Source organism: Bradyrhizobium sp. LA6.8 (genome assembly GCF_040547935.1).
GTDB lineage: Bacteria > Pseudomonadota > Alphaproteobacteria > Rhizobiales > Xanthobacteraceae > Bradyrhizobium > Bradyrhizobium barranii.
Genome location: NZ_JBEPQQ010000001.1, coordinates 782717 through 805610 on the forward strand (window position 1 = coordinate 782717; position 22894 = coordinate 805610).

Annotated in this window: 23 protein-coding genes; 14 read left to right on the plus strand and 9 right to left on the minus strand. The window is 63.9% G+C overall.

Annotation, left to right across the window (positions count from 1 at the left end):
- The first annotated feature begins 2 nt into the window (after window positions 1-2).
- Window positions 3-1181, plus strand: coding sequence for an acyl-CoA dehydrogenase family protein (locus ABIA90_RS03270; RefSeq protein WP_354117269.1), 1179 nt, complete (start codon window positions 3-5; stop codon window positions 1179-1181).
- A gap of 18 nt (window positions 1182-1199) precedes the next feature.
- The gene (locus ABIA90_RS03275; protein WP_354117270.1) at window positions 1200-1631 is read left to right on the plus strand and encodes a RidA family protein; all 432 of its coding nucleotides are present in this window, start codon (window positions 1200-1202) and stop codon (window positions 1629-1631) included.
- Between the two features lie 38 nt (window positions 1632-1669).
- Here the strand turns inward: ABIA90_RS03275 and ABIA90_RS03280 are convergent, their stop codons facing one another.
- On the minus strand, window positions 1670-2506 hold the full coding sequence (locus ABIA90_RS03280) for an MBL fold metallo-hydrolase (protein WP_354117271.1): 837 nt from the start codon (window positions 2504-2506) through the stop codon (window positions 1670-1672).
- Between the two features lie 24 nt (window positions 2507-2530).
- Window positions 2531-2899 carry a nuclear transport factor 2 family protein gene (locus ABIA90_RS03285; RefSeq protein WP_354117272.1) on the minus strand — a complete coding sequence of 123 codons (369 nt, stop codon included), beginning with the start codon at window positions 2897-2899 and terminating at the stop codon, window positions 2531-2533.
- A 181-nt stretch (window positions 2900-3080) separates the two neighbouring features.
- Between ABIA90_RS03285 and ABIA90_RS03290 the strand changes: the two genes are divergently transcribed.
- Complete coding sequence (locus ABIA90_RS03290) at window positions 3081-3962, plus strand: LysR substrate-binding domain-containing protein (protein ID WP_502916616.1); 882 nt, start codon at window positions 3081-3083, stop codon at window positions 3960-3962.
- A gap of 136 nt (window positions 3963-4098) precedes the next feature.
- Here ABIA90_RS03290 and ABIA90_RS03295 read toward each other — a convergent pair whose 3' ends face one another.
- Entirely contained in the window at window positions 4099-5004 is a 906-nt protein-coding gene (locus ABIA90_RS03295; RefSeq protein ID WP_354117273.1) for a LysR substrate-binding domain-containing protein, read from the minus strand.
- 224 nt (window positions 5005-5228) lie between these two features.
- Here ABIA90_RS03295 and ABIA90_RS03300 point away from each other — a divergent pair, with 224 nt between their 5' ends.
- The 3 genes from ABIA90_RS03300 (at window position 5229) to ABIA90_RS03310 (ending at window position 7996) form a co-directional block, all read left to right on the plus strand.
- On the plus strand, window positions 5229-6560 hold the full coding sequence (locus ABIA90_RS03300; protein ID WP_063984202.1) for a C4-dicarboxylate transporter DctA: 1332 nt from the start codon (window positions 5229-5231) through the stop codon (window positions 6558-6560).
- A gap of 27 nt (window positions 6561-6587) precedes the next feature.
- Complete coding sequence (locus ABIA90_RS03305) at window positions 6588-7097, plus strand: ureidoglycolate lyase (protein WP_354117274.1); 510 nt, start codon at window positions 6588-6590, stop codon at window positions 7095-7097.
- A gap of 62 nt (window positions 7098-7159) precedes the next feature.
- Entirely contained in the window at window positions 7160-7996 is an 837-nt protein-coding gene (locus tag ABIA90_RS03310) for a bifunctional allantoicase/(S)-ureidoglycine aminohydrolase (RefSeq protein ID WP_354117275.1), read from the plus strand.
- 75 nt (window positions 7997-8071) lie between these two features.
- Here the strand turns inward: ABIA90_RS03310 and ABIA90_RS03315 are convergent, their stop codons facing one another.
- The 6 genes from ABIA90_RS03315 to ABIA90_RS03340 all read right to left on the minus strand — a co-directional run bounded on the left by ABIA90_RS03315 (window position 8072) and on the right by ABIA90_RS03340 (window position 12782).
- The gene (locus ABIA90_RS03315; protein WP_166093381.1) at window positions 8072-9112 is read right to left on the minus strand and encodes a Bug family tripartite tricarboxylate transporter substrate binding protein; all 1041 of its coding nucleotides are present in this window, start codon (window positions 9110-9112) and stop codon (window positions 8072-8074) included.
- A 215-nt stretch (window positions 9113-9327) separates the two neighbouring features.
- Window positions 9328-9756 (minus strand): SIP domain-containing protein, encoded by a 429-nt coding sequence (locus ABIA90_RS03320; RefSeq protein WP_354117276.1) that lies wholly within the window; start codon window positions 9754-9756, stop codon window positions 9328-9330.
- A 9-nt stretch (window positions 9757-9765) separates the two neighbouring features.
- Complete coding sequence (locus ABIA90_RS03325) at window positions 9766-10014, minus strand: SIP domain-containing protein (protein WP_354117277.1); 249 nt, start codon at window positions 10012-10014, stop codon at window positions 9766-9768.
- 84 nt (window positions 10015-10098) lie between these two features.
- Window positions 10099-10788: an O-methyltransferase gene (locus ABIA90_RS03330; protein ID WP_354117278.1), complete on the minus strand. Its 690-nt coding sequence runs from the start codon at window positions 10786-10788 to the stop codon at window positions 10099-10101.
- Between the two features lie 105 nt (window positions 10789-10893).
- Window positions 10894-11718, minus strand: a complete 825-nt coding sequence (locus ABIA90_RS03335; protein WP_354117279.1) for an AraC family transcriptional regulator — start codon at window positions 11716-11718, stop codon at window positions 10894-10896.
- A 95-nt stretch (window positions 11719-11813) separates the two neighbouring features.
- A complete protein-coding gene (locus ABIA90_RS03340) occupies window positions 11814-12782 on the minus strand; it encodes a LysR family transcriptional regulator (protein ID WP_354117621.1) in 969 nt (322 codons plus the stop codon).
- A gap of 173 nt (window positions 12783-12955) precedes the next feature.
- Here ABIA90_RS03340 and ABIA90_RS03345 point away from each other — a divergent pair, with 173 nt between their 5' ends.
- The 8 genes from ABIA90_RS03345 (at window position 12956) to ABIA90_RS03380 (ending at window position 22833) form a co-directional block, all read left to right on the plus strand.
- Entirely contained in the window at window positions 12956-13576 is a 621-nt protein-coding gene (locus ABIA90_RS03345; protein WP_354117280.1) for a UbiX family flavin prenyltransferase, read from the plus strand.
- A gap of 25 nt (window positions 13577-13601) precedes the next feature.
- Window positions 13602-15023, plus strand: coding sequence for a UbiD family decarboxylase (locus ABIA90_RS03350; RefSeq protein WP_354117622.1), 1422 nt, complete (start codon window positions 13602-13604; stop codon window positions 15021-15023).
- A gap of 127 nt (window positions 15024-15150) precedes the next feature.
- Window positions 15151-15990 (plus strand): helix-turn-helix transcriptional regulator, encoded by an 840-nt coding sequence (locus tag ABIA90_RS03355; RefSeq protein WP_354117281.1) that lies wholly within the window; start codon window positions 15151-15153, stop codon window positions 15988-15990.
- Window positions 15991-16133: 143 nt separating this feature from the next.
- The gene (locus ABIA90_RS03360) at window positions 16134-19133 is read left to right on the plus strand and encodes a xanthine dehydrogenase family protein molybdopterin-binding subunit (RefSeq protein WP_354117282.1); all 3000 of its coding nucleotides are present in this window, start codon (window positions 16134-16136) and stop codon (window positions 19131-19133) included.
- Window positions 19130-19945 carry an FAD binding domain-containing protein gene (locus ABIA90_RS03365; protein ID WP_354117283.1) on the plus strand — a complete coding sequence of 272 codons (816 nt, stop codon included), beginning with the start codon at window positions 19130-19132 and terminating at the stop codon, window positions 19943-19945. Before ABIA90_RS03360 ends, ABIA90_RS03365 begins: the two co-directional genes overlap by 4 nt.
- Window positions 19942-20460: a (2Fe-2S)-binding protein gene (locus ABIA90_RS03370; RefSeq protein WP_354117284.1), complete on the plus strand. Its 519-nt coding sequence runs from the start codon at window positions 19942-19944 to the stop codon at window positions 20458-20460. Before ABIA90_RS03365 ends, ABIA90_RS03370 begins: the two co-directional genes overlap by 4 nt.
- A complete protein-coding gene (locus ABIA90_RS03375) occupies window positions 20453-21997 on the plus strand; it encodes an AMP-binding protein (protein WP_354117285.1) in 1545 nt (514 codons plus the stop codon). The genes ABIA90_RS03370 and ABIA90_RS03375 overlap by 8 nt, the downstream gene beginning before the upstream one ends.
- A gap of 29 nt (window positions 21998-22026) precedes the next feature.
- Window positions 22027-22833, plus strand: a complete 807-nt coding sequence (locus ABIA90_RS03380) for an enoyl-CoA hydratase/isomerase family protein (RefSeq protein WP_354117286.1) — start codon at window positions 22027-22029, stop codon at window positions 22831-22833.
- Window positions 22834-22894 lie beyond the last annotated feature (61 nt).

A 22894-nucleotide genomic window follows, 5' to 3' on the forward strand; every position in this document is an offset into this window, starting at 1 on the left:
AGATGAACTCCACGGCGAAAGTGATCCGGCGCGAATGGCTCGACTGGCCGTTTTTCGAGCCGCGCCATCATGCCATCGGCGAGGCGCTCGACCGCTTCGTGCAGTCGGGGGCTCTCGACACAATCGATCACAATGATGTCGATGGCGCTTGCCGCAAGCTGGTGCGCGCGATGGGCGAGGCGGGGGTGCTCGATTGCGCCGTCGCGGCGCCCGACGGCGATGCGACGACGATCGATTCCCGCTCGATCTGCCTGTCGCGGGAGTCGCTGGCCTATGCCGATGGCCTCGCCGATTTCGCCTTCGCCATGCAGGGGCTCGGCTCCGGCGCGATCGCGCTCGGCGGCTCGGCGGACCTGCGCAAGGCCGTGCTGCCGAAAGTTCGCGCCGGCGAATGGCTAGCGGCCTTCGCACTGTCCGAGAAGGAGGCAGGATCGGACGTCGCCGCGATGTCCTGCACGGCGCGGGCCGACGGCAACGACTACGTCATCGACGGTGAGAAGACCTGGATCTCCAACGGCGGTATTGCCGACGTCTACACGCTGTTTGCGCGAACGGGCGAGGCGCCGGGCGCCCGCGGCATCTCGGCCTTTGTCGTCTTCCCGGACGATCCCGGCTTCGGCATCGCCGACCGTATCGACGTCATCGCGCCACATCCGCTGGCGACGCTGCGCTTCACCAATTGCCGGATTCCGGCGAGCCGTCGCCTCGGCGCGCCGGGCGGCGGGTTCAAGCTCGCGATGCAGACGCTGGATATCTTCCGCGCGTCTGTCGCCGCTGCGGCCCTCGGCTTTGCGCGGCGTGCACTGGACGAAGCGCTGTCGCACGCGCGCAGCCGGCATATGTTCGGTGCGACGCTGGGAGATCTCCAGCTGACCCAGGCCGCGCTCGGCGACATGGCGACGGAGACTGACGCCGCCGCGCTCCTGACCTACCGCGCGGCCTGGCGCCGCGACGTCCAGAAGCTTCCGACGACGCGCGAAGCTGCCATGGCGAAGCTGACGGCAACCGAGACCGCGCAGCGCGTCATCGACCGCGCCGTCCAGATGTTCGGCGGCCGCGGCGTGCGCAAGGGTGAGATCGTCGAAAGCCTCTACCGTGAAATCCGCGCGCTGCGCATCTACGAGGGCGCGACGGAGGTCCAGAAACTGATTGTCGCGCGCGATCTCCTGAAGCCGCGCTGAGAGGATCGAGAACTCCGCATGAGTACGATGATGAAATCAGAAGCCGCCGCGACGAGCGGTCTGCAAGTGCTTCAGCCCGGCGGCTGGCCGCAGCCGAAGGGATATGCCAACGGCATCATGGCCGAAGGACGTCTCGTTGTGACGGGTGGTGTCGTCGGCTGGGATGTCGCAGGTCGGTTCGCCGACGGGTTTGTCGCGCAGGTTCGGCAGACGCTCGAAAACATCGTTGCGATCCTGGCGGAAGGCGGCGCCCGGCCGGACCATCTCGTGCGCCTGACATGGTATGTCGTCGACATGGATGAATACACCACGAATCTGAAGGCGCTCGGCAAGGCCTATCGCGAGGTGGTCGGCACCCACTACCCCAGCATGGCGCTCGTGCAGGTGGTGCGCCTCGTCGAGCCATCCGCGCGCGTCGAGATCGAAGCGACTGCCGTCGTCCCGCGCTGATGAGGGTGCTGCCGCCCGTCGCGCGGGCTCATGGGCCGCTACGCGACCGGAATGAACGCATATCCTTGCCCTTCTTCGACCACTCTGCCGATGCCTGGTCGACCTAAATGAGCGCCGGCCAGCCACGTCTGCGCATTGGCTGCGTCCCGAAGCAACCTGATCCGGGTAGCCCTCGCCACGGCTTCGTCATCGTCATAGGCCCAGGTAAGCTCGGGACGGGCAAACTGTGCGGCGGGAACGTGGATAAGGTCGCCGCAGAACAAGACATCGTCCTCGTCAGTGTTGAGGAGATAACCCATATGGCCCCGAGCGTGCCCAGGTATATCCACCGCCAGTAAATGATCGGCCAGCCGATCTCCACCGTTAACGGGGGTAAGGAGCGAACGAAACTGCTCCAGCAGGGGCTCGGCAAGAAACTCCCCGACGGCGTCTGCCCCTATCACGATCTTCCTCAGGCCGTTAAACGCGCGTCGACCGTCGGGCATCAGGAGACCATTGATGTGGTCGCCATGAGCATGAGTGAGGGCGATCATCGTGATCGATGACGTGTCGATGCCTGCCTCCGCCATCGCCTCCGCCAGGTGACCCATGGACGGGTCCCAACTCCCGCCGGCTCCACAATCGATCAAAACGCGATCCATGCCAGAGCGATCGAATAGGAAGCAGTTGACCGACAATCGAACCAGCGAAGCGTCCCGCTGAGGCGGTTCGGTCTGCCTGCCTACTTTGTCGTTTGGATATTTGAGGGATTCGGCGGGCAGGTCGACATATCCATCAGAGAGTGACCAAATCCTCCATGATCCCGAAGCGCAGCCCAAGGTGTTGGGGCTTTGTGATAGAGCTTTCACGGACAACCTGACGAGCGTTTGATTCACTTTCTCAAAACGGCACCGAAACCGTCAGAGTTTCGAAGTCATCACTTTCTGAACGATCTTCCAGGTTCCGTCGACCTTCAAGCACGACAGCATGTCGGTGAAGTATCGCGGCGGAATTTGCAACTTCAGCTTCAGAAGCGCGAGCTCTCCTTCAACGTCAATTGAGAGGATCTGATCTTGGCGCTCCAGGCCATGTTGCTTCGGAGCTTTCAAATTGCGGACGGCTGCCAGCCACGTCGCAATTGGCGTCACGCTCACGTTGCCGTCGTCGCCGACCTTGGTCACGGAACTCGAGGGATCAAATATAGACGCGAATTTGTCAGCATCCATTTCATAGGCACTGTCGAAATAGGTCTGCGCCAGGGAGCGCAAGGCATGAGCATCGGTATCCATAGGCCTGTTATCCATCAGCTTGGGAATGGAAAGAAGCTGCGCGTGGCTGGAAAGCCTGGTCTCCGGCCGAAACCCGCAGAATGTTGCCTCAAGTCTTCCTTGCTGACCGAACCTAGGACAAAGTAGCTTATGAGGATAGGCATGTTGAACGACATGAGCTTATGAGGAATATTCATAAATCATGAGAAACGAACTGAACGAACTCGCTACGTTTGTAATCGTCGCCAGGGAGCGAAGCTTCACACGAGCGGCGGCAAAGATCGGTGTGTCTCAGTCTGCCCTGAGCCACACGATCCGCGGACTTGAGCAACGGCTCGAGCTGCAGCTTCTTGCTCGAACGACCAAGAGCGTCGCGCCAACCGCTGCAGGCGCAGCCCTCTTGAAGGAATTGTCTCCGGCACTCGAGCAGATTGCTCGTGCCATCAACGAAGCCCGAAACGTTCGGCACCGGCCTGCAGGGCGCCTTCGGATTGTAATGTCCCGGTCGGCTGCCGTGATGGTATTGTTGCCGCGGCTCACGGCATTCGCGGAAGCTTACCCCGACATCGTTCTTGACGTTGTTACCGTCACTGGCCCCGTCGACCTCGTTGCGGGTGAGTTCGACGCCGGTATTCAACTTGGCGAGTACATTCAGAAAGACATGATCGCGGTGCGGGTCACCCAGGAGTTGAGATTGGCGGTGGTCGGATCGCCCGGCTATTTTTCATCACGAAGCATTCCCCGGAAACCCAAGGATCTAAATGACCATCGATGCATAAGCCTGCGTCTTCCGGGCGGTCCATACAGGTGGGAATTCGAGAAAGGACGAAAGGCGGTCACGGTCGGCGTGAATGGCCCGCTCATCATCGATGATACCCACCTGGTGATTCAGGCGGCACTCGCTGGCGCCGGCCTCGGGCTCGCATTCGAAGAGCAGGTCGCGGAGCATGTTGCGAAACGTCGCCTTGTTCGTGTGCTGGAAGATTGGACGCCGCCAATTCCCGGCTTCTTCATGTATTACCCCAGTCGTCAGCATCAGCCGGCTGCGCTGTCTGCACTAACGAACGCACTGCGAGCCTCTTAAGTTCGACGCGACGAACGCCATCAGGGCCCGCGTGGGTCGCGATGCAGCAGTCGACAATCCGTCGAGCGTTCAACGCCGGGATGTCCGGAAGCCAGCCAGACGCGACCGCCGCGGCGACAACGACCGTCGTGCTGTTTCAGGAGGCTTGCCTCGGGCTTTTGCGGTGGCCTAGGTACCGAACGGCCAATTTGATGAAATTGCGCACGACCATCGACGTCTCATCCTCTCGGAACACCAAGAACACATCGGCCGAGGGTGGCGAGGGTCTGATGGGCCGGAATACAATGTCGGCTGTCGTGAAGCGCGCAATGGACTGGGGCACCAGTGCCACGCCGAAGCCCGCCACGATCAGGCTCGGAATCGACTGGGCGTCGACGACCTGCTGGGATACCCGCGGCAAAAAGCCGGCATCGACACAGCATTTCTGGATGTAGCGTGCGAACTCGGAGCTGTTGGGGTCGAGGACGATGTGATCCTCCGATGCTAGCTCGCTAAGCGCAACGCGCTTGCGCCCGGCCAACGGGTGCGCGTGCGGCAGTGCGAGGACCACCTCTTCGCGCCAAGCAAGCTTGCTGGTCAGGCCGTGTTCGGTCGGAACGCTGCGAATGAGACAAATGTTGGTCGTGCGGTTGAGGAGTGCTGCGATCTGCAATGCAGGCGCCTGCTCATGCACCGTGGTTTTCACCGACGGAGCAACCTTTCGGTAGGCGGCAAGCAGTTCCGCCAGCCGACCGCGCAGGATGGAGCCGGTTGCACCAACGTCAAGCGTGCCGATAAGGCCAGCGCCGATCGACTGAACTTCGTCTTCCGCGAGCTTGATTTGCTGGAGAATGGCGCGACCTCGGTCCAGCAGGGCCTCACCGGCCTTAGTCAGTTCGACCCTGCGGCTGGTCCTGTGGAGAAGCTGCGTCTTGAGCTCGGACTCCAGCGTCTGGATGTGATGGCTCAGCGGTGGTTGGGAAAGGTTCAGTCGCCGAGCGGCGAGGGTGAAACTGCGTTCTTCGGCGACGGCGATGAAATATCGGAGCTGGCGGAGATCCATTTGGAAAACCTATCAATCGTGTCGTTCTATATATTGGACTTGAGATCCGCGATGGTCAACGAATGACCGACGGAGCCCTCTGCGAGCCGGGCCTAGTCCGCGATCACGGCAAGCTCGCTCCTTTGTGCGTACGACGACACGTCACCATCAAACAACAAGATAGGCGGAGGCCCGAAGGCCCACCAAGCCGCGCCAGCCGAAGACCAGCCAAGCGAGGAAAAGCCGTGCCCAAGATCTTCAAGTCACTCTTCTTCCAGGTCGTCATTGCGCTCATGCTGGGCATCGCCCTCGGCATGGCTAATCCCGACCTCGCCCTTCAGATGAAGCCGCTCGGCGACGGCTTCATCAAGCTGATCAAGATGCTGGTGCCTGTGATCGTGTTCTGCGTCGTCGTGCACGGTATCGCCGCGGCGGGAGACCTGTCGAAGGTTGGAAGGGTCGGCATCCGCTCTCTCCTGTATTTCGAGATCGTCACCACCGTCGCACTGGTGTTCGGCATTGGGCTTGCCTACTATTTCGAGCCGGGCGCAGGAATGAACATCGACCCGAAGACGCTCGACGCCAAGGCCCTTAGCGGGTTCAGCCAGACCGCGGCTCAGGTCGCGGGAGGCGGCGTCTCCGAATTCCTGATGAAGCTCATCCCCTCAACGATTGTGGGGGCCTTCAGCTCCGGCGACGTCCTGCAGGTGCTGATCGTCTCGATCATGTTCGGCTGCGCCGTGTCCTTGTGCGGCGAGCGAGCGAAGCCGGTCGTCGAGTTCATCGAGCGCGTGAACGAGATCATCTTCAAGATGATGAATTTCGTCGTCCGGCTCGCGCCGATCGGCGTCTTCGGTGCCATCGCCTTCACGGTCGGGAAGTACGGTGTTGGTTCGCTCAAGCAACTCGGCGGGCTCGTCGGCCTGTTCTATCTGGCCGTGGTCCTGTTTGTGATCGTGGTGCTCGGCGCGATCATGCGACTGTCCGGCTTCAGCCTGTTCAAGTTGCTCGCCTACTTGCGCGAAGAGCTGATGATCGTTCTCGGCACCGCCGCAGGTGACAGCGTTCTGCCGCAAACCATGCGAAAGCTCGAGCAGCTCGGCATCAAGCGGTCGACGGTTGGTCTGGTGATACCGACCGGATACTCGTTCAATCTGGACGCGTTCTCCATCTACTTGACCCTGGCCGCAGTCTTCATCGCACAGGCGACCAACACGCCGCTTGCGACGGGCGATCTCCTGGCCATCCTTGGCATTGCGTTGCTCACCTCGAAGGGCGCGCACGGCGTTCCGGGCTCGGCCATCGTCGTGCTCGCTGCGACGCTTGCCGCTATCCCGGCTATTCCGGCGATTGGCCTTGTGCTCATCCTGTCGGTCGACTGGTTCATCGGCATTGCCCGCGCCCTCGGCAATTATGTCGGAAACTGCGTTGCCACCGTCGTCGTCGCGTCCTGGGAAGGCGACATCGACAGGGCAAAGGCGCATCGTATCCTGAACGGCGAGATTGATCCCTCAAGTGAGGGGCTGGTCGATGCCGTCGGCGGAGATGAGCCCGTCCCGAGTGCACAGACGGCGTGAAGCGCGAGTGTTGGTTGGAATATGGCGATGCTGACGCTTTCGATTGAGCCTCTAACGAGGAAGGCATTTGCGCCGTTTGGCGATGTCGTCGATACGGATGGGTTGACGCCCCTGCCGATCAACGAAGGCTATGCCCGGCGCTTCAACGATCTCGCCACTATCGATGTCACCGCGGAAGGCGGACAGATCAACATCAGTTGGTTTGTCGCCTCCACCCGGCCTGCGCCGATCACGATCCGGCTGATGGAGCGCCATCCGCTAGGAAGTCAATTGTTCATGCCCTTGAACCGCAAGGACTGGCTGATCGTCGTCTGCACGGATCCGCATATCGCCTCGACCTATCGGGGCTTCGCTGCAACGGGACACCAGGGCGTGAACTATGCTCGCAACTGCTGGCACCATCCGCTGCTTGTTCTGGAAGACGCCAGTCCGTTCTTCGTCGTCGACCGGAAGGGTGGGGGCGACAATCTTGAGGAATATTGGCTGGAAGAGGTGATGCAGCTCGATCTTGCGCCGGACAGCATTCTCGGAAAATGACGCGCGGCAAGCAGAGCCGCGCAATGACATACCACACGGGAAACCTATCGGAGGCCACGACCATGCGATCGCAAACCTATCACGTGCCGCAGGGCGGCCATCCGGCCCAGACGGAGCTCTTGAGCGGCCGGGCGGTCTTCACGAACGCATATGCCGTCATACCCGGCGGTGTGCAGCGCGATATCGTCGTCAGCCATCTGCCGCATTGGGATAACACGCGTGTCTGGGTGCTGGCGCGACCGCTCTCCGGATTCGCCGAGACATTTTCCCATTATCTTATGGAGGTGGCACCGGGCGGGGGAAGTGAGCTGCCGGAGCCGGACAAGGATGCCGAAGGCGCGCTGTTCGTCGCGGGTGGCAAATTGAGCCTCGAGGTGGCGGACAAGGAGCGGGAGCTGCGGCCCGGGGGCTTTGCCTATCTTCCGCCCGGCCGCGGCTGGAGCATTCGCAATCGCAGCTCGAGCCCAGCTCATCTTCATTGGATCCGCAAGCTGTATCAGGGCGTACCGGGGCTTGCTCACCCCGACGTCATCGTGACCAACGAGGACTCGGTCGCATCGACGCTAATGCCAGATACGGATGGGAGATGGAGGACCACACGCTTCATCGATCCGGCCGATATCCGATATGACATGCACATCAATATTGTCACGTTCGAGCCGGGCGCATCTATTCCCTTCACAGAGACCCATGTCATGGAGCACGGTCTTTACGTTCTGGAGGGCAAGGCCGTCTACCGGCTCAACCAGGACTGGGTCGAGGTCGAGGCAGGAGATTTTATGTGGCTGCGGGCGTTCTGTCCGCAGGCGTGCTACGCTGGGGGCCCAGGTCGGTTCCGTTATCTCCTCTATAAGGATGTCAACCGGCACATGGATCTGCGGCCCTTCACGGCAGCGTAAGTTGGAGGCGCTTTTTGGCGAGCTATCGCGGACGGATCATCCGGACGATGCTGATAATTGCACAAAAGCTCGGGGTTACATCGGCTCGATGCCGATCTTCTTGATGACCGCAGCCCATTTCGTCGTTTCCGATGTCATGAAATCCTTCAGGCCTTGTGGGTCCATCACCATGGGCTCAGCGCCTTGCTCGACGAAGAGGGCGCGCACCTTCGGATCGTTCACGGCTTCCGCCATCGCCGCATAGAGCCTGTCGAGTACGGCCTTGCCTGTGCTCGCGGGCGCGAGCAGAGCAAGCCAAGCGGCGCTCTCGTAATTCTTGAGGCCCGCCTCCGCCGCGGTCGGCACATCCGGCAGCGCGGTCATGCGCTTGTCGCTGGCCACCGCGAGCGGGCGTGCATCGCCGCTCTTGATCAGGCTGATGACGTTCGGCAAGAGCTGGAAGCCAAGAGGGACCTGGCCCGCGATGAAGTCCGGCGTATAGGCGGCGATATTGCGATAGGGAACGTGCGTGATCTCGGTGCCCGTGAGCTGCTCGAAATAGGCGGCCGCCAGATGCTGCGACGAGCCGACGCCGACCGTTCCGTAGTTCAGCTCCCGCGGATGCGCCTTGGCATAGTCGATCAGCTCGTTCAGTGATTTCGGTGGCAGCCTCGAATTGATCACGATGACATTCGGTAACGTCGCGAACAGGCCGATCGGGACGAGATCCTTCTGCGGATCGTAGGGCAGCTCCTTGTAAAGCGACTTGTTCGCGGCCAGTGGACCGGAGGTGCTCATAAGCAGCGTGTAGCCGTCGGGTGCGGCATGTGCCGCAGCCGCGGTGCCGATATTGCCGCCGGCGCCGGGACGATTGTCGACCACGAAGGCCTGCCCGAGTGACATGGACATGCGGTTGAGCAGGATGCGGGTGATGACGTCGCTGGCGCTGCCGCCGGCGAAGGGCACAAGCACCTGGACCGGGCGGGTCGGATAGTCTTGCGCGTTTGCATGCCGCATTCCCGTTGCTGCGAGCAGGGCGCCACCACCGAGCGAGAGCAGCGACCTCCGGTCAGGACGAAATCCCTCGTTCTGCTGATGAGCGCCATCTGTGATCTTGCTGCGACCGAACCGTGCCATCTCGGACTGAATCTCCCGACTGTGTCTTGTTCTGCGAGCCCAGGGAGCGTCCGGGACGGGAGTCGTCGGGGATGAGCGCCAGGTCGCATTTTTCTGCGCCTGGACCGTAGTTAGCAGGCCGCTACGACCGTCATGCCTGCACGTCTCAAAACTTACCAACCCGTCTCATTTTGCAGTGGGCGCGACATCTTGTCCGAGTACGACGACAGCGACGCCTAATCCAGCCCGCTCTTGCCCGGCGCCCAATAGGCTTTGGTCTTGATCCGCGATGATGTGACGCCCGCAGCTTTCAGCGCGCGGCTGACGCGTTGGATCGATGAGGCCTTACCTGTCAGGACGAACTGCGCTCCGTTTGCAGCAAGGCGCAGCATTTCCGCCTCAACGGTCGCGAGATGGTCGTCGCTGTCGCTGCGAGCGATCAATCTTGCTTGGCCGAGGCCAATAGCCTCGAGCGCCTGCCGCGACTCCGCGGCATCAGTGGCTTCGAACATGTGGAGCGCGCCGCCGGCCTGCAAATTGTTGCGGAGAGCTGCGGCAATGCCGAACGAGGTCTCATCGCCGAACAGGACGACTGGCGCCTCAAAGCCGGCAAGATCGAGCGAGCGGCGCGGCCCGAAGAACTGGAAGGTATCGCCTTCGCGCAAGCCACTCGTTCATCGGCTGCCGGGGCCGTCGCCATGTACGAAGGCGACGAGGCGTGTTCTGCCGTTGCCTGTGTCCCACGACATCGGCGTATAGGTGCGCGCACTCAGGCCCGCGCCCATCGCGATCTGGATCTTCTGGCCGGCGGTCCATTTGACGTCCTTAAGCGCTTCGCCTTCGAGTTCGATGAGCCGAAAGCGCGGCGAGAGTGTCTCGATGGCTGCAACGCGCGCAGGACGCATCAGCCATCGCAGTAACATGCGTGTGACACGTCCCTGCGGTGCCTGTGATGACTCGGAGATTTGTGGTGCCGGGCTGGGCTCGATCAAGGCTTGGCTCCCGGATTATCTGGTCTTGATCGTGAGTTCATTGCCGCGGCCGGGGTCGAACGGCAGCGACAGCGAGAGGTAGCCATTCTCGGGATCTCTGACGTAGTCGATATAGCCCGAAGCTTCCTCGAACGCGTTCTCGCCGACGATGAGTGCGCCGGGCTTGAGCTGCGGCTCCAGCAGCTTGAGAATGGGAAGATAGAGCGTGAAGGCGCCATCGAGCATCACCATGTCGATCTCGCCGAGGCCGGAGCCGAGCGTTTCGCGGGCATCGCCGAGCCGGAATTCGACAAAGTCCGCGAGCCCCGCGGCGGCAACGTTCGCGCGGGCGCGCTCGATCTTGCCGGACTCGAGATCGGTCCCGATCAGGCGGCCGCCGCCCATGTCGCTCAACGCTGCCGCCATGTAGATCGCCGAAATCCCCATCGAGGAGCCGAACTCGACGATGCGCTTCGCCTTGCAGGTACGGGCGCACATGTAGAGGAAGCGTCCGAACCGCGGAGAGACGCTCAGGAAGTTGTCCGCAAATCTCTGGTAGACTTCATTGAGATCGCGGCTTTCGGCCGCGATGGCCTGGCTGATCATCTCTTCGCGACTGCTGGCCTCACGCGCGAAGGTCTGCATCAGCGGCGCGTCGGCAATCTTCGCCTCCTGGTGAAGGCGATGAAGGACGTCTGCGACGAGGCCCGTGCTGAGTGAATCCATCTTGGTCGGCTCCTTGCAATGCGCCCACTGGCGCTTCGGAGCCTCGATACGAAATCGTGCCTCTGACCGCATTCCGCGAACGGGACAATCGATTGCGATTTCCGGTCAGTGTACGCCGATGCGACGCTCGGCGAGATAACGTGCCGGCGGCTTGCCCAGCGCCTTGCGAAACATGGTGACGAAGGCGCTCGCGCCCTCATAGCCGAGATCGAGCGCCACGGCCTGGACGGAAGCGCCCTGGTCGAGGCGCTGAAGCGCGATGAGGATGTGAAGCTGCTGGCGCCAGCGGCCAAAACTCATGCCGGTCTCGCGTTGCAGGATGCGGGTGAGGGTTCTCGGGGCAACGGCGATGCGCCGGCCCCAATCGTCGATCGTCGCGCGATCGGAAGGATTTGCCATCATCGCGCTGGCGATCCGGCGCAGTCTGGCATCTACAGGCATCGGGAAGCGCAGTTCCTCGACGGGCGCCGTCGACAGCTGGTCAAGCAGCACCGTAGCGATCCGGCCGTCGGCGCCATCGACATCGTACATGACAGGCATGTGGGTCGCATGCACCAGCAGATTTGCCAGCAAAGGCGAGATCGACAGAGCGCAGCAGTGTCTCGGCAGCCCTGATGCTGCATCCGGCTCGACGAACAGGCAATACATCTCGACATCGCCTACGACGGTCACGCTGTGCGGGACACGGCCGGGAATCCATACCGCACAGCGCGGCGGTACGATCCAGACGCCGTGTCCGGCCTCCAGCCTGACGATGCCCCGCAAGGTCAGGACAAGCTCGTCCTTGCGATGCTCGTGCATGGCCAGCTCCATGCCCTTCGTGACCATGTGACCGCCGAAGGCGGCGAGGGCGCTTGGCACGGTCTCGGGGTCGAAATCCCCGAGATCATCGGGGCGAAAATGGTCGTCGTTGAGCCGGAAGAAAGGCATTGGGCGGTGATTGGTCCGGACGCGGTGGCGTGCGTCAGACAATATCGGCCTGCGATTGAGAGTTTCAACGCAGATGGCGCGAATCTCGATCAGTTCTAACCAGCTCGCTTCCGCGGCTTCCTGCGCTCCTTGCGGGAGGGCAAGCTAGCCCCGCCGGCGGAGGGCACCACAAACTCTCTCGCCACCGCGGCCGCTTGCGCAAGATCGTGGCTGATGACGTCGAGCACCGCCTTGGCCGCGACCGACACCGCTCGCCGCGGGTGATGCACCCAGGCAATCGAGCGCACGATCCGTTGCTGGTCGAAGCGATGCGCCCGGATGGCGCCGCTCGCGAGCGATTGCCGGAGCGCGATGGTCGGCAGCACTGTGGCAAAATCGGTGGTCGCGATCACGTCGCAGAGCGCGGGGAGGGTGTCGAGCTCGAGCCGCGGCCGCAGGTCGATGCCGACGGCGGCGGCGTGCTCATCCAGGATCAGCCGCAGGCCGTGGCGCTTGGACGGCAGCACGAGGTCGAAATTCGCGACGTGGTCGAAGCGTAGCTTTGCCGGTGGCCTGACCGGGCTGTCCTTGCGGCAGGCGAACACCATCTCCTCATCCATGATGTGATGCGCGGACGGCGGCGTCTTCCGGCGCGGCACGTTGATCAGCGCGAAATCGAGCTGGCCGGTGTTGACCCAGTCCACGAGCGTCTCGGTATAGCCCTCGCAGGCGGACAGCGTGATCTCGGGATAACGACTGGCGACCGTCGCCGACGAACTGGCCATAGTGCTCTGCGCCACCGACGTGATGAGGCCGACCGAGACCCGCCCCGAAATGCGCCCGCCGAGCTGCGCCATCTCCTGCCGCGCGTACTCGGCGTCGCGCACGATCGGAGCGGTTAGCCGCACCAGCGCCTCGCCGGCGCTGGTCAGAGTCATGCCCTGGACGCTGCGGTCGAACAGCTTTTGGCCGAGCTCGGCCTCGAGCTTGGCGATCTGCATGCTCAGCGCCGGCTGCACGATGTTGAGCTGGCGCGCGGCGCGGGTGACGTTCTTTTCCTCGGCCAGGCAAAGGAAATATTGCATCTGCCGGAGTTCCACGGAGCTGTCCTTTGTTCGCTGTTGCTTGCGCGCGGCCATCATCACGGATGATGAATGATATAATCAATCATTATTTGTAGTGATGGGTGGGATTGCCTAGTCTCGTGACGGACCGCGAGGCCTCGAGGGCCGCGCCGTCTGGGAGCGAAATCAGACATATGCAGGACGCCACACCCAAACGGATGATCATCGGCATTTCCGGCGCCTCCGGTGTCACCTATGGTGTGCGCCTGCTGCAGCTCCTGCGCAATGCCGGCGTCGAGACGCATCTGGTGATGTCGAAGACCGCCGAGCAGACCTTTGCCTACGAGACCGATTTGAAGATTGCGGAGGTGAGGGAGCTCGCCAATGTCTGCCATGCGATCGACGACATGGCCTCGGCGATCTCCAGCGGCTCGTTCCGCACCGCCGGCATGATCGTGGCGCCGTGCTCGATGCGCTCGATGTCCGAGATCGCCTCGGGCGTGACCACGACGCTTTTGACCCGCGCCGCCGACGTCGTGCTCAAGGAGCGCCGGCGCCTGGTGCTGATGGTGCGCGAGACGCCTCTGCATACCGGGCATCTCAGGACGATGACGGCGCTGTCCGAGATGGGCGCGATCATCGCACCGCCCGTGCCGGCCTTCTACGCAAAACCCGAGAACCTCGACGACATGGTCGAGCACACCGTCGGCCGTGTGCTCGACCTGTTCGACATCGATATCGGCGTTGTGCGCCGCTGGGGCGAGGACGAGGCGCTCAAGCGCCGCTCGCCGCCGCTGCGCAAGATCGCGCCTTGACCTGAAGACCTGAGGAATGACCCGTATGCGAATGGAAAATGTTGCGAGGAGAGGCGCGAACACGCCCGCCGATCTGCGCGCCTGGCTCGCGTTTCTCGCCGAGCGCGGCAAGCTCGCCATTGCGCGGGAGGGCATCGCCCTTGCCGACGAGCTCGCCGCCGTCGCCAAGAGGCTGGAGCGCGATAGCGCGGTGCTCTTCCCGCGCCCCGATGGGCATGAAATTCCCGTCGTCGCCAATCTCTTCGCGGGCCGCGACTGGGTCGCCGATTCCATCGGCGTGACCGAGGACCAGTTGCTGTCACGGTTCCTGGCTGCCGCAAACCATCCGCTGCCGACGCATGAGGTCGCGAGCGGACCGGTGCAGGACGTCGTCCACGAGGACGTCGATCTGCTCCGCCAACTCCCGGTGCCCAAGCACAATGAACGCGACAGCGGCCCCTACATCACGGCCGGCCTGCTGATCGCGCGCAACCCGAAGACCGGTGTACAGAACGTCTCGATCCACCGCTGTCAGATCAGCAGCAAGAACCGCATCGGCGTGCTGCTGCTGCCGCGGCACACCTTCTCCTACTACCGCCTCGCGGAGGAGCTGGGCCAGGCGCTGGAGATCGCGATCGTGATCGGCGCGCATCCGGCCTTGATGTTGGCCTCGCAGGCGATCGCCGCGCTTGACGAGGACGAGATGGCGATTGCGGGCGCGCTGCTCGGCGCGCCCGTCGACGTCGTGAAGTGCCGCACCAATTCAGTCCGCGTGCCCGCCCACGCGGAGATCGTCATCGAGGGACGCATTCTTCAGGGCGTGCGCGAACCGGAAGGTCCGTTCGGCGAATTCCCCCAATATTACGGTCCGCGCGCCAATCGCGAGGTGATCGAGGTCGATGCGATCACGCATCGTGCGAAACCGATCTTCCATACCATCGTGGGCGGCGGTTTTGAGCACCTGATCCTCGGCGGCGTGCCGCGCGAGGCGACGCTGCTCCAGCATCTGCGGCGCAGTTTTCCTGGCGTGATCGACGTCCGCCTCACGCGCGGCGGCACCTGCCGCTACCACCTCGCGATCAAGATCGACAAGGCGAACGACGGCGAGCCCAAGAACATCATGATGTGCGCGTTCGGCGCCCATTACGACATCAAGCAGGTGATCGTGGTGGACAAGGATGTCGACATCTCCTCGTCCGAGGAAATCGAATGGGCGGTGGCGACGCGCTTCCAGGCCGACCGCGACCTCATGGTCGTCGCCGGCGCGCTCGGCTCGAAGCTCGATCCGACCACCGACAACGGCATCAGCGCCAAGATGGGTCTCGATGCGACCGCGCCGGTCAACGCGCCCGAGCTCGCTTTCAAGCGCATTCGCGTCAAGGGCGAGGAGGAGGTCGATCTCGCCACTGCCTTGCAGGCCGACCCCGGCGCTGCGGTCGCGCGGTTTCTTTCGGAGACGCGCGCATGAGCGGATTACCGCTCGGAAGCAACTTGCGTCGGTTTGCGCCGTTGGAATATGAAGCGGGTGCTGCTTATAGTGCCGCGCCAATGAAGCAATCATTTTGCAGCGCAACGCTGCCGGGAGGAAGGAACTGATGTCGACGGCCCTGCGCATCGCTCATGGCGCTTTCGGCAGGGTCGCTCTGCTCGACATGGACCGTTCGCTGGTCCGCCACGCTCATCATCACTGCCACGTCCTGCTCAAGGTCGAGGGCTCCGACACGCAGTTTCTTGTGGGCGACCAGGTCGCGCCGCTGACGGATACGGCCGCCGTGCTCGTCGACGGCTGGAAGCCGCATGCCTATGTGCACGACGCCAACCGTCCGCGCACGCTGATCATGGCGCTCTATATCGAGCCGGAATGGCTGAAGGAGTTCCGTCCCGGCTGGGCGGCCAGCGGTGCGCCGGGCTTTTTCGAGCGGCCGTCGGGCGAGGTGTCGCCGCGCATCCGTCAGCTCACGCTGCATTTGGCGGCCGAAATGATGGCGAATCCGGATGCGGTGCGGACCCACGAGCAGACGCTCTCGGATCTCATGATCGCGGTGATCGAGCGCTTCACGCCCTGGCGCAGCTTCCCGACCTCGATCCGCGGCATGAGCGCGGTGAGCTGCGATTGGCGCATCCGCCGTGCGATGGATGCGATGCGCGTGCACGATTCCTATGCCAACGTCGATCAGTTCGTGAAGGGCGCAGGCCTCTCGCGCGCGCAGTTCTTCCGCCTGTTCGAGACCTCGCTCGGCGTCTCGCCAAAGCTGTATCTCAATGTCGTCCGGATGGAGCGCGCGCTCGATGCTGTCATGCGCGAGGACACACCGCTCGGCGAGCTCAGCGAGCGCTTTGGCTTTCCGGAGCCTGCGCATTTCACGCGCTTCTTCCGGGATCATGCCGGCGTCAGCCCGCGCGAGTTTCGCAACGTCTCGCGTCTCGCGGGTTGAGTCTTGCGGGCTGATATTGCGCTGCACGCTCTCGAATGAGACGATTTGGTAAGTCGTGAGAGCGGGCGGTATGGCTCCCGCACCCCCAGTCCTGACAAACGTCATCGTCGCGTCAAAGAACGCGTCGGGAGGTATGCCGGGACATGTTGCAGGCGGTCAAATCCGCAAATCCGGGAAGTGGCGATGAGCCGTGGGTCGGGCGTTCGATCGAGCGCGTCGAAGACGCCGCGCTGCTCTCTGGCCGCGGCCGCTTCATCGACGATCTCGGTGTCCAGCCCGGCACGCTGCACGCGACGATCCTGCGCTCGCCGCATGCGCATGCCGATATTCTCTCCATCGATGTTGAAGCCGCCAAGCGTCTGCCGGGCGTTGCATCCGTTCTGACCGGCAGCGACGTCAAGGCCGTCACGACAACCCTCGTCGTTGGCGTGAAGGCGCCGGTGGAGTGCTGGCCCATTGCGATGGACCGCGTGCGCTATGTCGGTGAACCGGTCGCTTTGGTCGTCGCAACTGACCGTGCGCGCGCCGAGGATGCGGCCGAGCTGATCAATGTCGAATATCGCCCGCGGGCTGCTGTCGTCGATCCGCTTGGGACGCTCGCACCGGGCGCGCCCGTGCTCCACGATGGCTTTCCCGGCAATCTCGCCAGCGACCGCCATTTCCGCTACGGCGATCCTGAAAAGGCCTTTGCGGAGGCGCCGCATCGCTTCTCCATCGACATCCGCTATCCCCGCAATTCCTGCACGCCGATCGAGACCTATGGCGTCGTCGCATCGCACGATGCGGGCGAGGATGCCTACGAAGTCCTCGCCAATTTCCAAGGCCCGTTCAGCATTCACACCGTAATTGCGCGCGCGCTGAAAGTGCCTGGCAATCGGTTGCGGCTGCGCACGCCGCCTGATTCCGGCGGCAGCTTTGGCGTCAAGCAGGGCGTGTTTCCCTATATCGTGCTGATCGCGGCGGCAGCGCGCGTCACGGGACGGCCGGTGAAGTGGATCGAGGACCGGCTCGAGCATCTGACCGCGTCGGTGTCGGCGACCAACCGCGCGACGACGTTGGCGGCGGCGGTTGCGGCCGACGGCAAGATCCTAGCGCTCGACTGGGACCAGGTCGAGGATTGCGGCGCGCATCTGCGCGCGCCTGAGCCTGCCACGCTCTACCGCATGCACGGCAATCTGACCGGCGCCTACGACATCCGCCACGTCAAGATCCGCAACCGTGTCGTCGTCACCAACAAGACACCGACCGGTCTCAACCGCGGCTTTGGCGGCCCGCAGGTCTATTTCGCACTGGAGCGCCTGGTGCAGAGGATCGCGATCGGCCTCGGCCTCGATCCGCTCGATGTCATCAAGCGCAATCTGATCGACGCCGGCGCGTTTCCTTATCGCACGGCGACCGGTGCCTTGCTCGACTCCGGCAACTACCAGGAAGCCGTTGCACTCGCTGTCGAGCAGGGCAGACTCGCTGAGCTCAAGGCGAAGCGGGACGAGGCGCGAGCGCAGGGGCGGCTCTACGGGATCGGCTTCACCGCGGTGGTCGAGCCCAGCGTCTCCAACATGGGCTACATCACGACGGTGCTGACGGCGGCCGAGCGCCGCAAGGCAGGTCCCAAGAACGGCGCGCAGGCGACGGCCACCGTCGGTCTCGATCCGGTCGGCAGCGTCACCATCCACGTCGCCTCCGTGCCGCAGGGGCAGGGCCATCGCACGGTGCTGTCGCAGGTCGTCGCCGACGTGTTCGGCCTCCAGCCCAGGGATATCCGCGTCAACACCGAGATCGACACCGCCAAGGACGCCTGGTCGATCGCGTCCGGCAATTACGCCAGCCGTTTTGCGGCGGCGGTGGCGGGCACCGCGAAGATCGCCGCCGAGCGCGTTGCCGGCCGTCTCGCCCGCATCGCCGCAAGCCAGTTGAACGTCGAAGCCGCCGACATCGTGTTTGCGAAAGGCTTCGTTGCCTCCAGGCACAATCCGGAGAACCGGATCGCGTTCTCGCGCGTCGCGGCGCTCAGCCATTGGTCGCCGGGCTCGCTGCCTGATGATGCCGGCCAGACCATCCGCGAGACCGTGTTCTGGACGCCGCCGGAGCTGACGCCGCCCGACGAGGACGACCGCATCAACTCCTCGCTCTGCCACGGCTTCATCTTCGATTTCTGCGGCGTCGAGATCGATCCGACGACGCTGGAGACGCGAATCGATCGCTACGTCACCATGCACGACTGCGGCACCATCCTGCATCCCGGCATGGTCAACGGCCAGATCCGCGGCGGCTTTACCCAGGCGCTCGGCGCCGCGCTCTACGAGGAATATGCCTACGCCGAGGACGGCAGCTTTCTGACGGGAACGCTCGCCGACTATCTGCTGCCGACCACCACCGAGGTGCCGGAGCCGCAGATTATCCACATGGAGACGCCGTCGCCGTTCACGCCGCTCGGAGCAAAAGGCGTCGGTGAAGGCAATTGCATGTCGACGCCGGTTTGCCTTGCCAATGCGGTCGCGGATGCGCTGGGCGTTGCCGACATCACCTTGCCGCTGGTGCCGGCGCGGCTTGCAGAGCTGGTGCGCGGTGCCGAACCGCCGCCTCCGGCAGGTGGAGCGATTGCCGCGCCTGTGCGCGAAGGCGACCGACGGCTGCGCGGTGAGGGGCAGGCCTCGGTGAAGGGGCCGCCCGAGCAGGTCTGGGCGATGCTACTCGATCCCGCCACTCTGCAATCGGTCATTCCTAGCTGCCAGCGCGTCGACAAGATCACCGACACGCATTTCCGCGCCGATGTCACGCTGGGCATCGGCCCCGTCAGCGGACGCTATCGCGCCGATGTTGAGCTGTTCGATCTCGACCCGCCGCGCGCCGTCACCTTGCGCGGAGGAGCCACCGGCGCACTCGGCTTCGGCAACGCGGAGGGACGCATTACGCTGGAACCGGACGGCAACGGTGGCACGCGGCTCAGCTACAGCTACGACGCCGCGATCGGCGGCAAGGTGGCGAGCATCGGCGGTCGCCTGCTCGATGGCGCGACGCGCGTGATCATCGGCCAGTTCTTCACCGCACTGGCCCGCAAGGCTGGCGGCGGTGGTGCGAAGGGCGGCTTCTCGCTGTTCGCGCTGCTGGCAAAGGTGGCGAGCCTGTTCGGGGGGCGCCGATGAAACCGCCCGCATTCGACTATCTCCGTGCCGAAACCCTTGGCGATGTCCTCGAAGGACTCGCGCAGCAGGGCGGCGATGCGCGCGTGCTCGCGGGTGGGCAGTCGCTGATGGCGATGCTCAACATGCGCCTCGCCAAGCCAAAACTGCTGATCGACATCATGCGCATCAGGGAGCTGCGCCAGATCGAGCGGAGGGGCGATGCCGTCACTATCGGCGCCGGCGTGCGCCAGGCTGACCTCCTTGCATGGCCTGACCTCGCCGAGGCGCTGCCGCTGGTCGCGCTGGCGCTGCCATGGGTCGGGCACGTGCAGACCCGCAGCCGAGGCACCATCTGCGGCTCGCTCGCGCATGCCGATCCCAGCGCCGAGATGCCGCTGACGCTGGTTGCGCTCGGCGGCGAGGTGTTGCTGCGCAGCGCCAAGCGGCGGCGGCGCGTTGCCGCCAAGGACTTCTTCGCCGGCATGATGCTGACCGCGCGCGCCGATGACGAACTGATCGAAGGAATCTCGCTGCCCGCCGTCAAGGGATCGCGCTTCGCCTTCCGCGAGGTCGCGCGCCGCCATGGCGATTTCGCCATTGTCGCCTGCGCGGCGATGAAGACACCGACGGGCGTGCGTCTCGCCGTTGGCGGCGTCGCCGACGTTCCGACCGCGCGCGACTGGCCGCGGCTGGAGGGCAGCGCGCTCGACGATGCCCTCAATGCTTTCGCCTACGAGCTAGGTGCCCGCGACGACGTCCACGCCACCGCGCGCTACCGGCGCGACCTCGTGCGCATGATCGGTCGCGATCTGTTCGGCGAGGTGCTGCAATGACCTGTCTCAAGGCAGATCAGCGCCACGCCGTCCGTTTCTCGCTCAACGGCAAGCCGGTCGAGGGCGAGGCGGAGCCGCGCATGCTGCTCTCCGATTTCCTGCGCCACCAGCTGGGAGCAACCGGCACCCATGTCGGCTGCGAGCACGGCGTCTGCGGCGCCTGCACTGTTGTCGTCGACGGCATGCTGACGCGGTCGTGCCTCACGCTCGCTGCGCAGGTCGATGGTTGCGAGCTCAGGACCGTCGAAGGCCTCGCACCGTCGGCGGACCGGCTCGGCGTGCTGCAGCAGGCGTTCCGCCGCAACCACGCGCTCCAGTGCGGCTTCTGCACCGCCGGCATTTTGATGTCGCTCGACCACTATCTCGCCAGGAACCCGGCGCCGACCGAGGCCGAGATCCGCGACCTCCTCAGCGGGCATATCTGCCGCTGCACCGGCTACACACCGATCATCCAGGCGGCGCTCGAAGCCGCCGCCGAACTCGCTTCATCCAAAAAAGAGACGTCCGATGCTTGATCTCGCCAGCAGCTTCATCGCCAGCGCCGCGCGCGATCCCCATGCGATTGCGATTGTCGACGGTGATCTGCGCCTGACCTACCGCCAATGGTACGGCGAGATCTCCGCACTGCTGGCGTCGTTCGACCGCCTTGGCCTCAAGCCCGGCGATCACGTCGTCACGCTGCTGCAAAACCGCCGGGAGGCGGCGACGCTGCACTGGGCTTGCCAGTTCGCAGGGCTCGTGATTACGCCGATCAACTGGCGCGCCAAGGCCGACGAGCTCGATTACTGCATCGAGAATGCCGAAGCCTGCGCGATTATCTATCAGGATATCTCTGCCGAGGCGGTGCAGGGCTCGGGGTTGGCAGGCAAGCTGCTGCGCGTGTCCGTCGATCCCGGGACGGGGGAGGCCACCAGCTTTGCCGATCTGATCAAGGACAGCGCGCCGGACGCCGAGCCGCGTGTCGGCACCGATGCATGGTCGATCATGCTCTACACGTCGGGCACGACCTCGCGGCCGAAGGGCGTGCCGCGGCGGCATCGCGCCGAACGTGCTGCTGCGATCGCCCATGTCGCGCAAAATCTCTACGGCCGCGCCGAGCGCACGCTCGGCGTGATGCCGCTCTACCACACCATGGGCGTCCGCTCGCTGCTGGCGATGTCGCTGATCGGCGGCACCTTCATCTGCCTGCCGCGCTATGACAGCCGGCAGGCGCTGGCGCTGATCGAGAAGGAGGAGATCACCAACCTCTATCTGGTGCCGACGCTCTATCACGACCTCGTTCATCACGAGGCCTTTGCCAGGACCGACGTCTCCAGCGTCCGCAAGCTGGGCTTCGCCGGTGCCTCGATGACCGACGGCCTTCTCAAGAAGCTGAACGAGGCGTTCAAGCCAGAGTTGTTCGTCAATCACTACGGCAGCTCCGAGATCTACACCTTTACGATCGACCAGAACGCCGCCGCAAAGCCCGGCTCAGCCGGCAAGGCGGGGCTGAATCAGCACGTCAAGGTCGTGCGCATCGGCGCGAAGTCGGTCGCAGAGCTTGCCGCGGTCGGCGAGGAGGGCGAGATCATCGCCACGCTCGCCGGTGACGAGGCCTTCGAAGGCTACTGGCGCCGCCCCGAGGCCGATGCCAAGTCGCTGCGCGAGGGCTGGTATTTTACGGGCGATACCGGCTTCGTCGATCCCGACGGCGACCTGTTCGTCACCGGGCGCGTCGACGACATGATCATCACCGGCGGCGAGAACGTCTCGCCGGTCGAGATCGAGAGCTGCCTGTCGCTGCATCCCGCGGTCGACGAGGTCGCGGTGGTCGGCGTCGCCGACGAGAAATGGGGCAAGGTCGTCGCCGCCTTCGTCAAGCGCAATCGCCCCGTGTCGGACGTCGAGCTGGAGCAGTTCTGCCGGACCACGGGCCTTGCCAATTTCAAGCGGCCGCGACGCTACGTCTTCGTCGACGCCATTCCCAAATCGCCGGTCGGCAAACTGCTGCGGCGACTGCTCGTCGCCGGTGAATACGAAGCCGAGCGCCTGCCACCATCAGACGCCGCCTGATCATCAATCATCAACAGAAGGAAGCACCGATGCCATCACCCTACACATTTGCCGATCCGCGGCTCGCCAAGCTCGACGGGTTCAAGGTCGAGATCGACGAGGCGCATGAGCGCGCCGACATCATCTTAGGGAGGCCGCCCTACAATGTCGTGGCGATGCCGCAGCGCGACCAGCTGCGCCTGACCTTCGAAACGCTGGACGAGGATCCGCGCGTGCGCGTCATCGTGGTGCGCGGCGAGGGCGAGCATTTCTCCAGCGGCGGCAATATCGGCGGCTTCATGGAAGCGAGCCCCGAGCATGTCTCCAAGCTCGCCTGGAACATCGCCGCGCCTGCGCGCTGCGCCAAGCCCGTGATCGTTGCCAACCGCGGTTATTGCTTCGGCGTCGGCTTCGAGCTGTCACTCGCCTGCGACTTCCGCATTGCCTCGGAGACCACGCAATACGCGCTGCCGGAGCAGAAGCTCGGCCAGATCCCGGGCTCGGGCGGTTCGGCCCGTCTGCAGAAGATGGTCGGTATCACCCGCACCAAGGACATCGTGATGCGCTCCAAGCGTATCTCGGCCAAGCAGGCCTATGACTGGGGTATCGCCACCGAGTTCGTGCCGGATGCAGAGTTGGAGAAGGCGACCGACAAGCTGGTCGACGAGCTCCGCACCTTCTCGCCGCTGGCGCAACGTACCGCCAAGAAGCTCCTCAACGACACCGAGGATTCGACGCTCGCTATCGCGATCGAGCTCGAAGGCCATTGCTACAGCCGCCTGCGCCAGTCGGAAGACTTCAAGGAAGGCGTCGAAGCCTTTAACGCCAAGCGTCCGCCGAAGTTCACCGGGCGCTGATGCGCGACAAGACTGCCGCGGTTCGCAATGACGTGAACCGCGGCTCTATCAAAACGGGGGA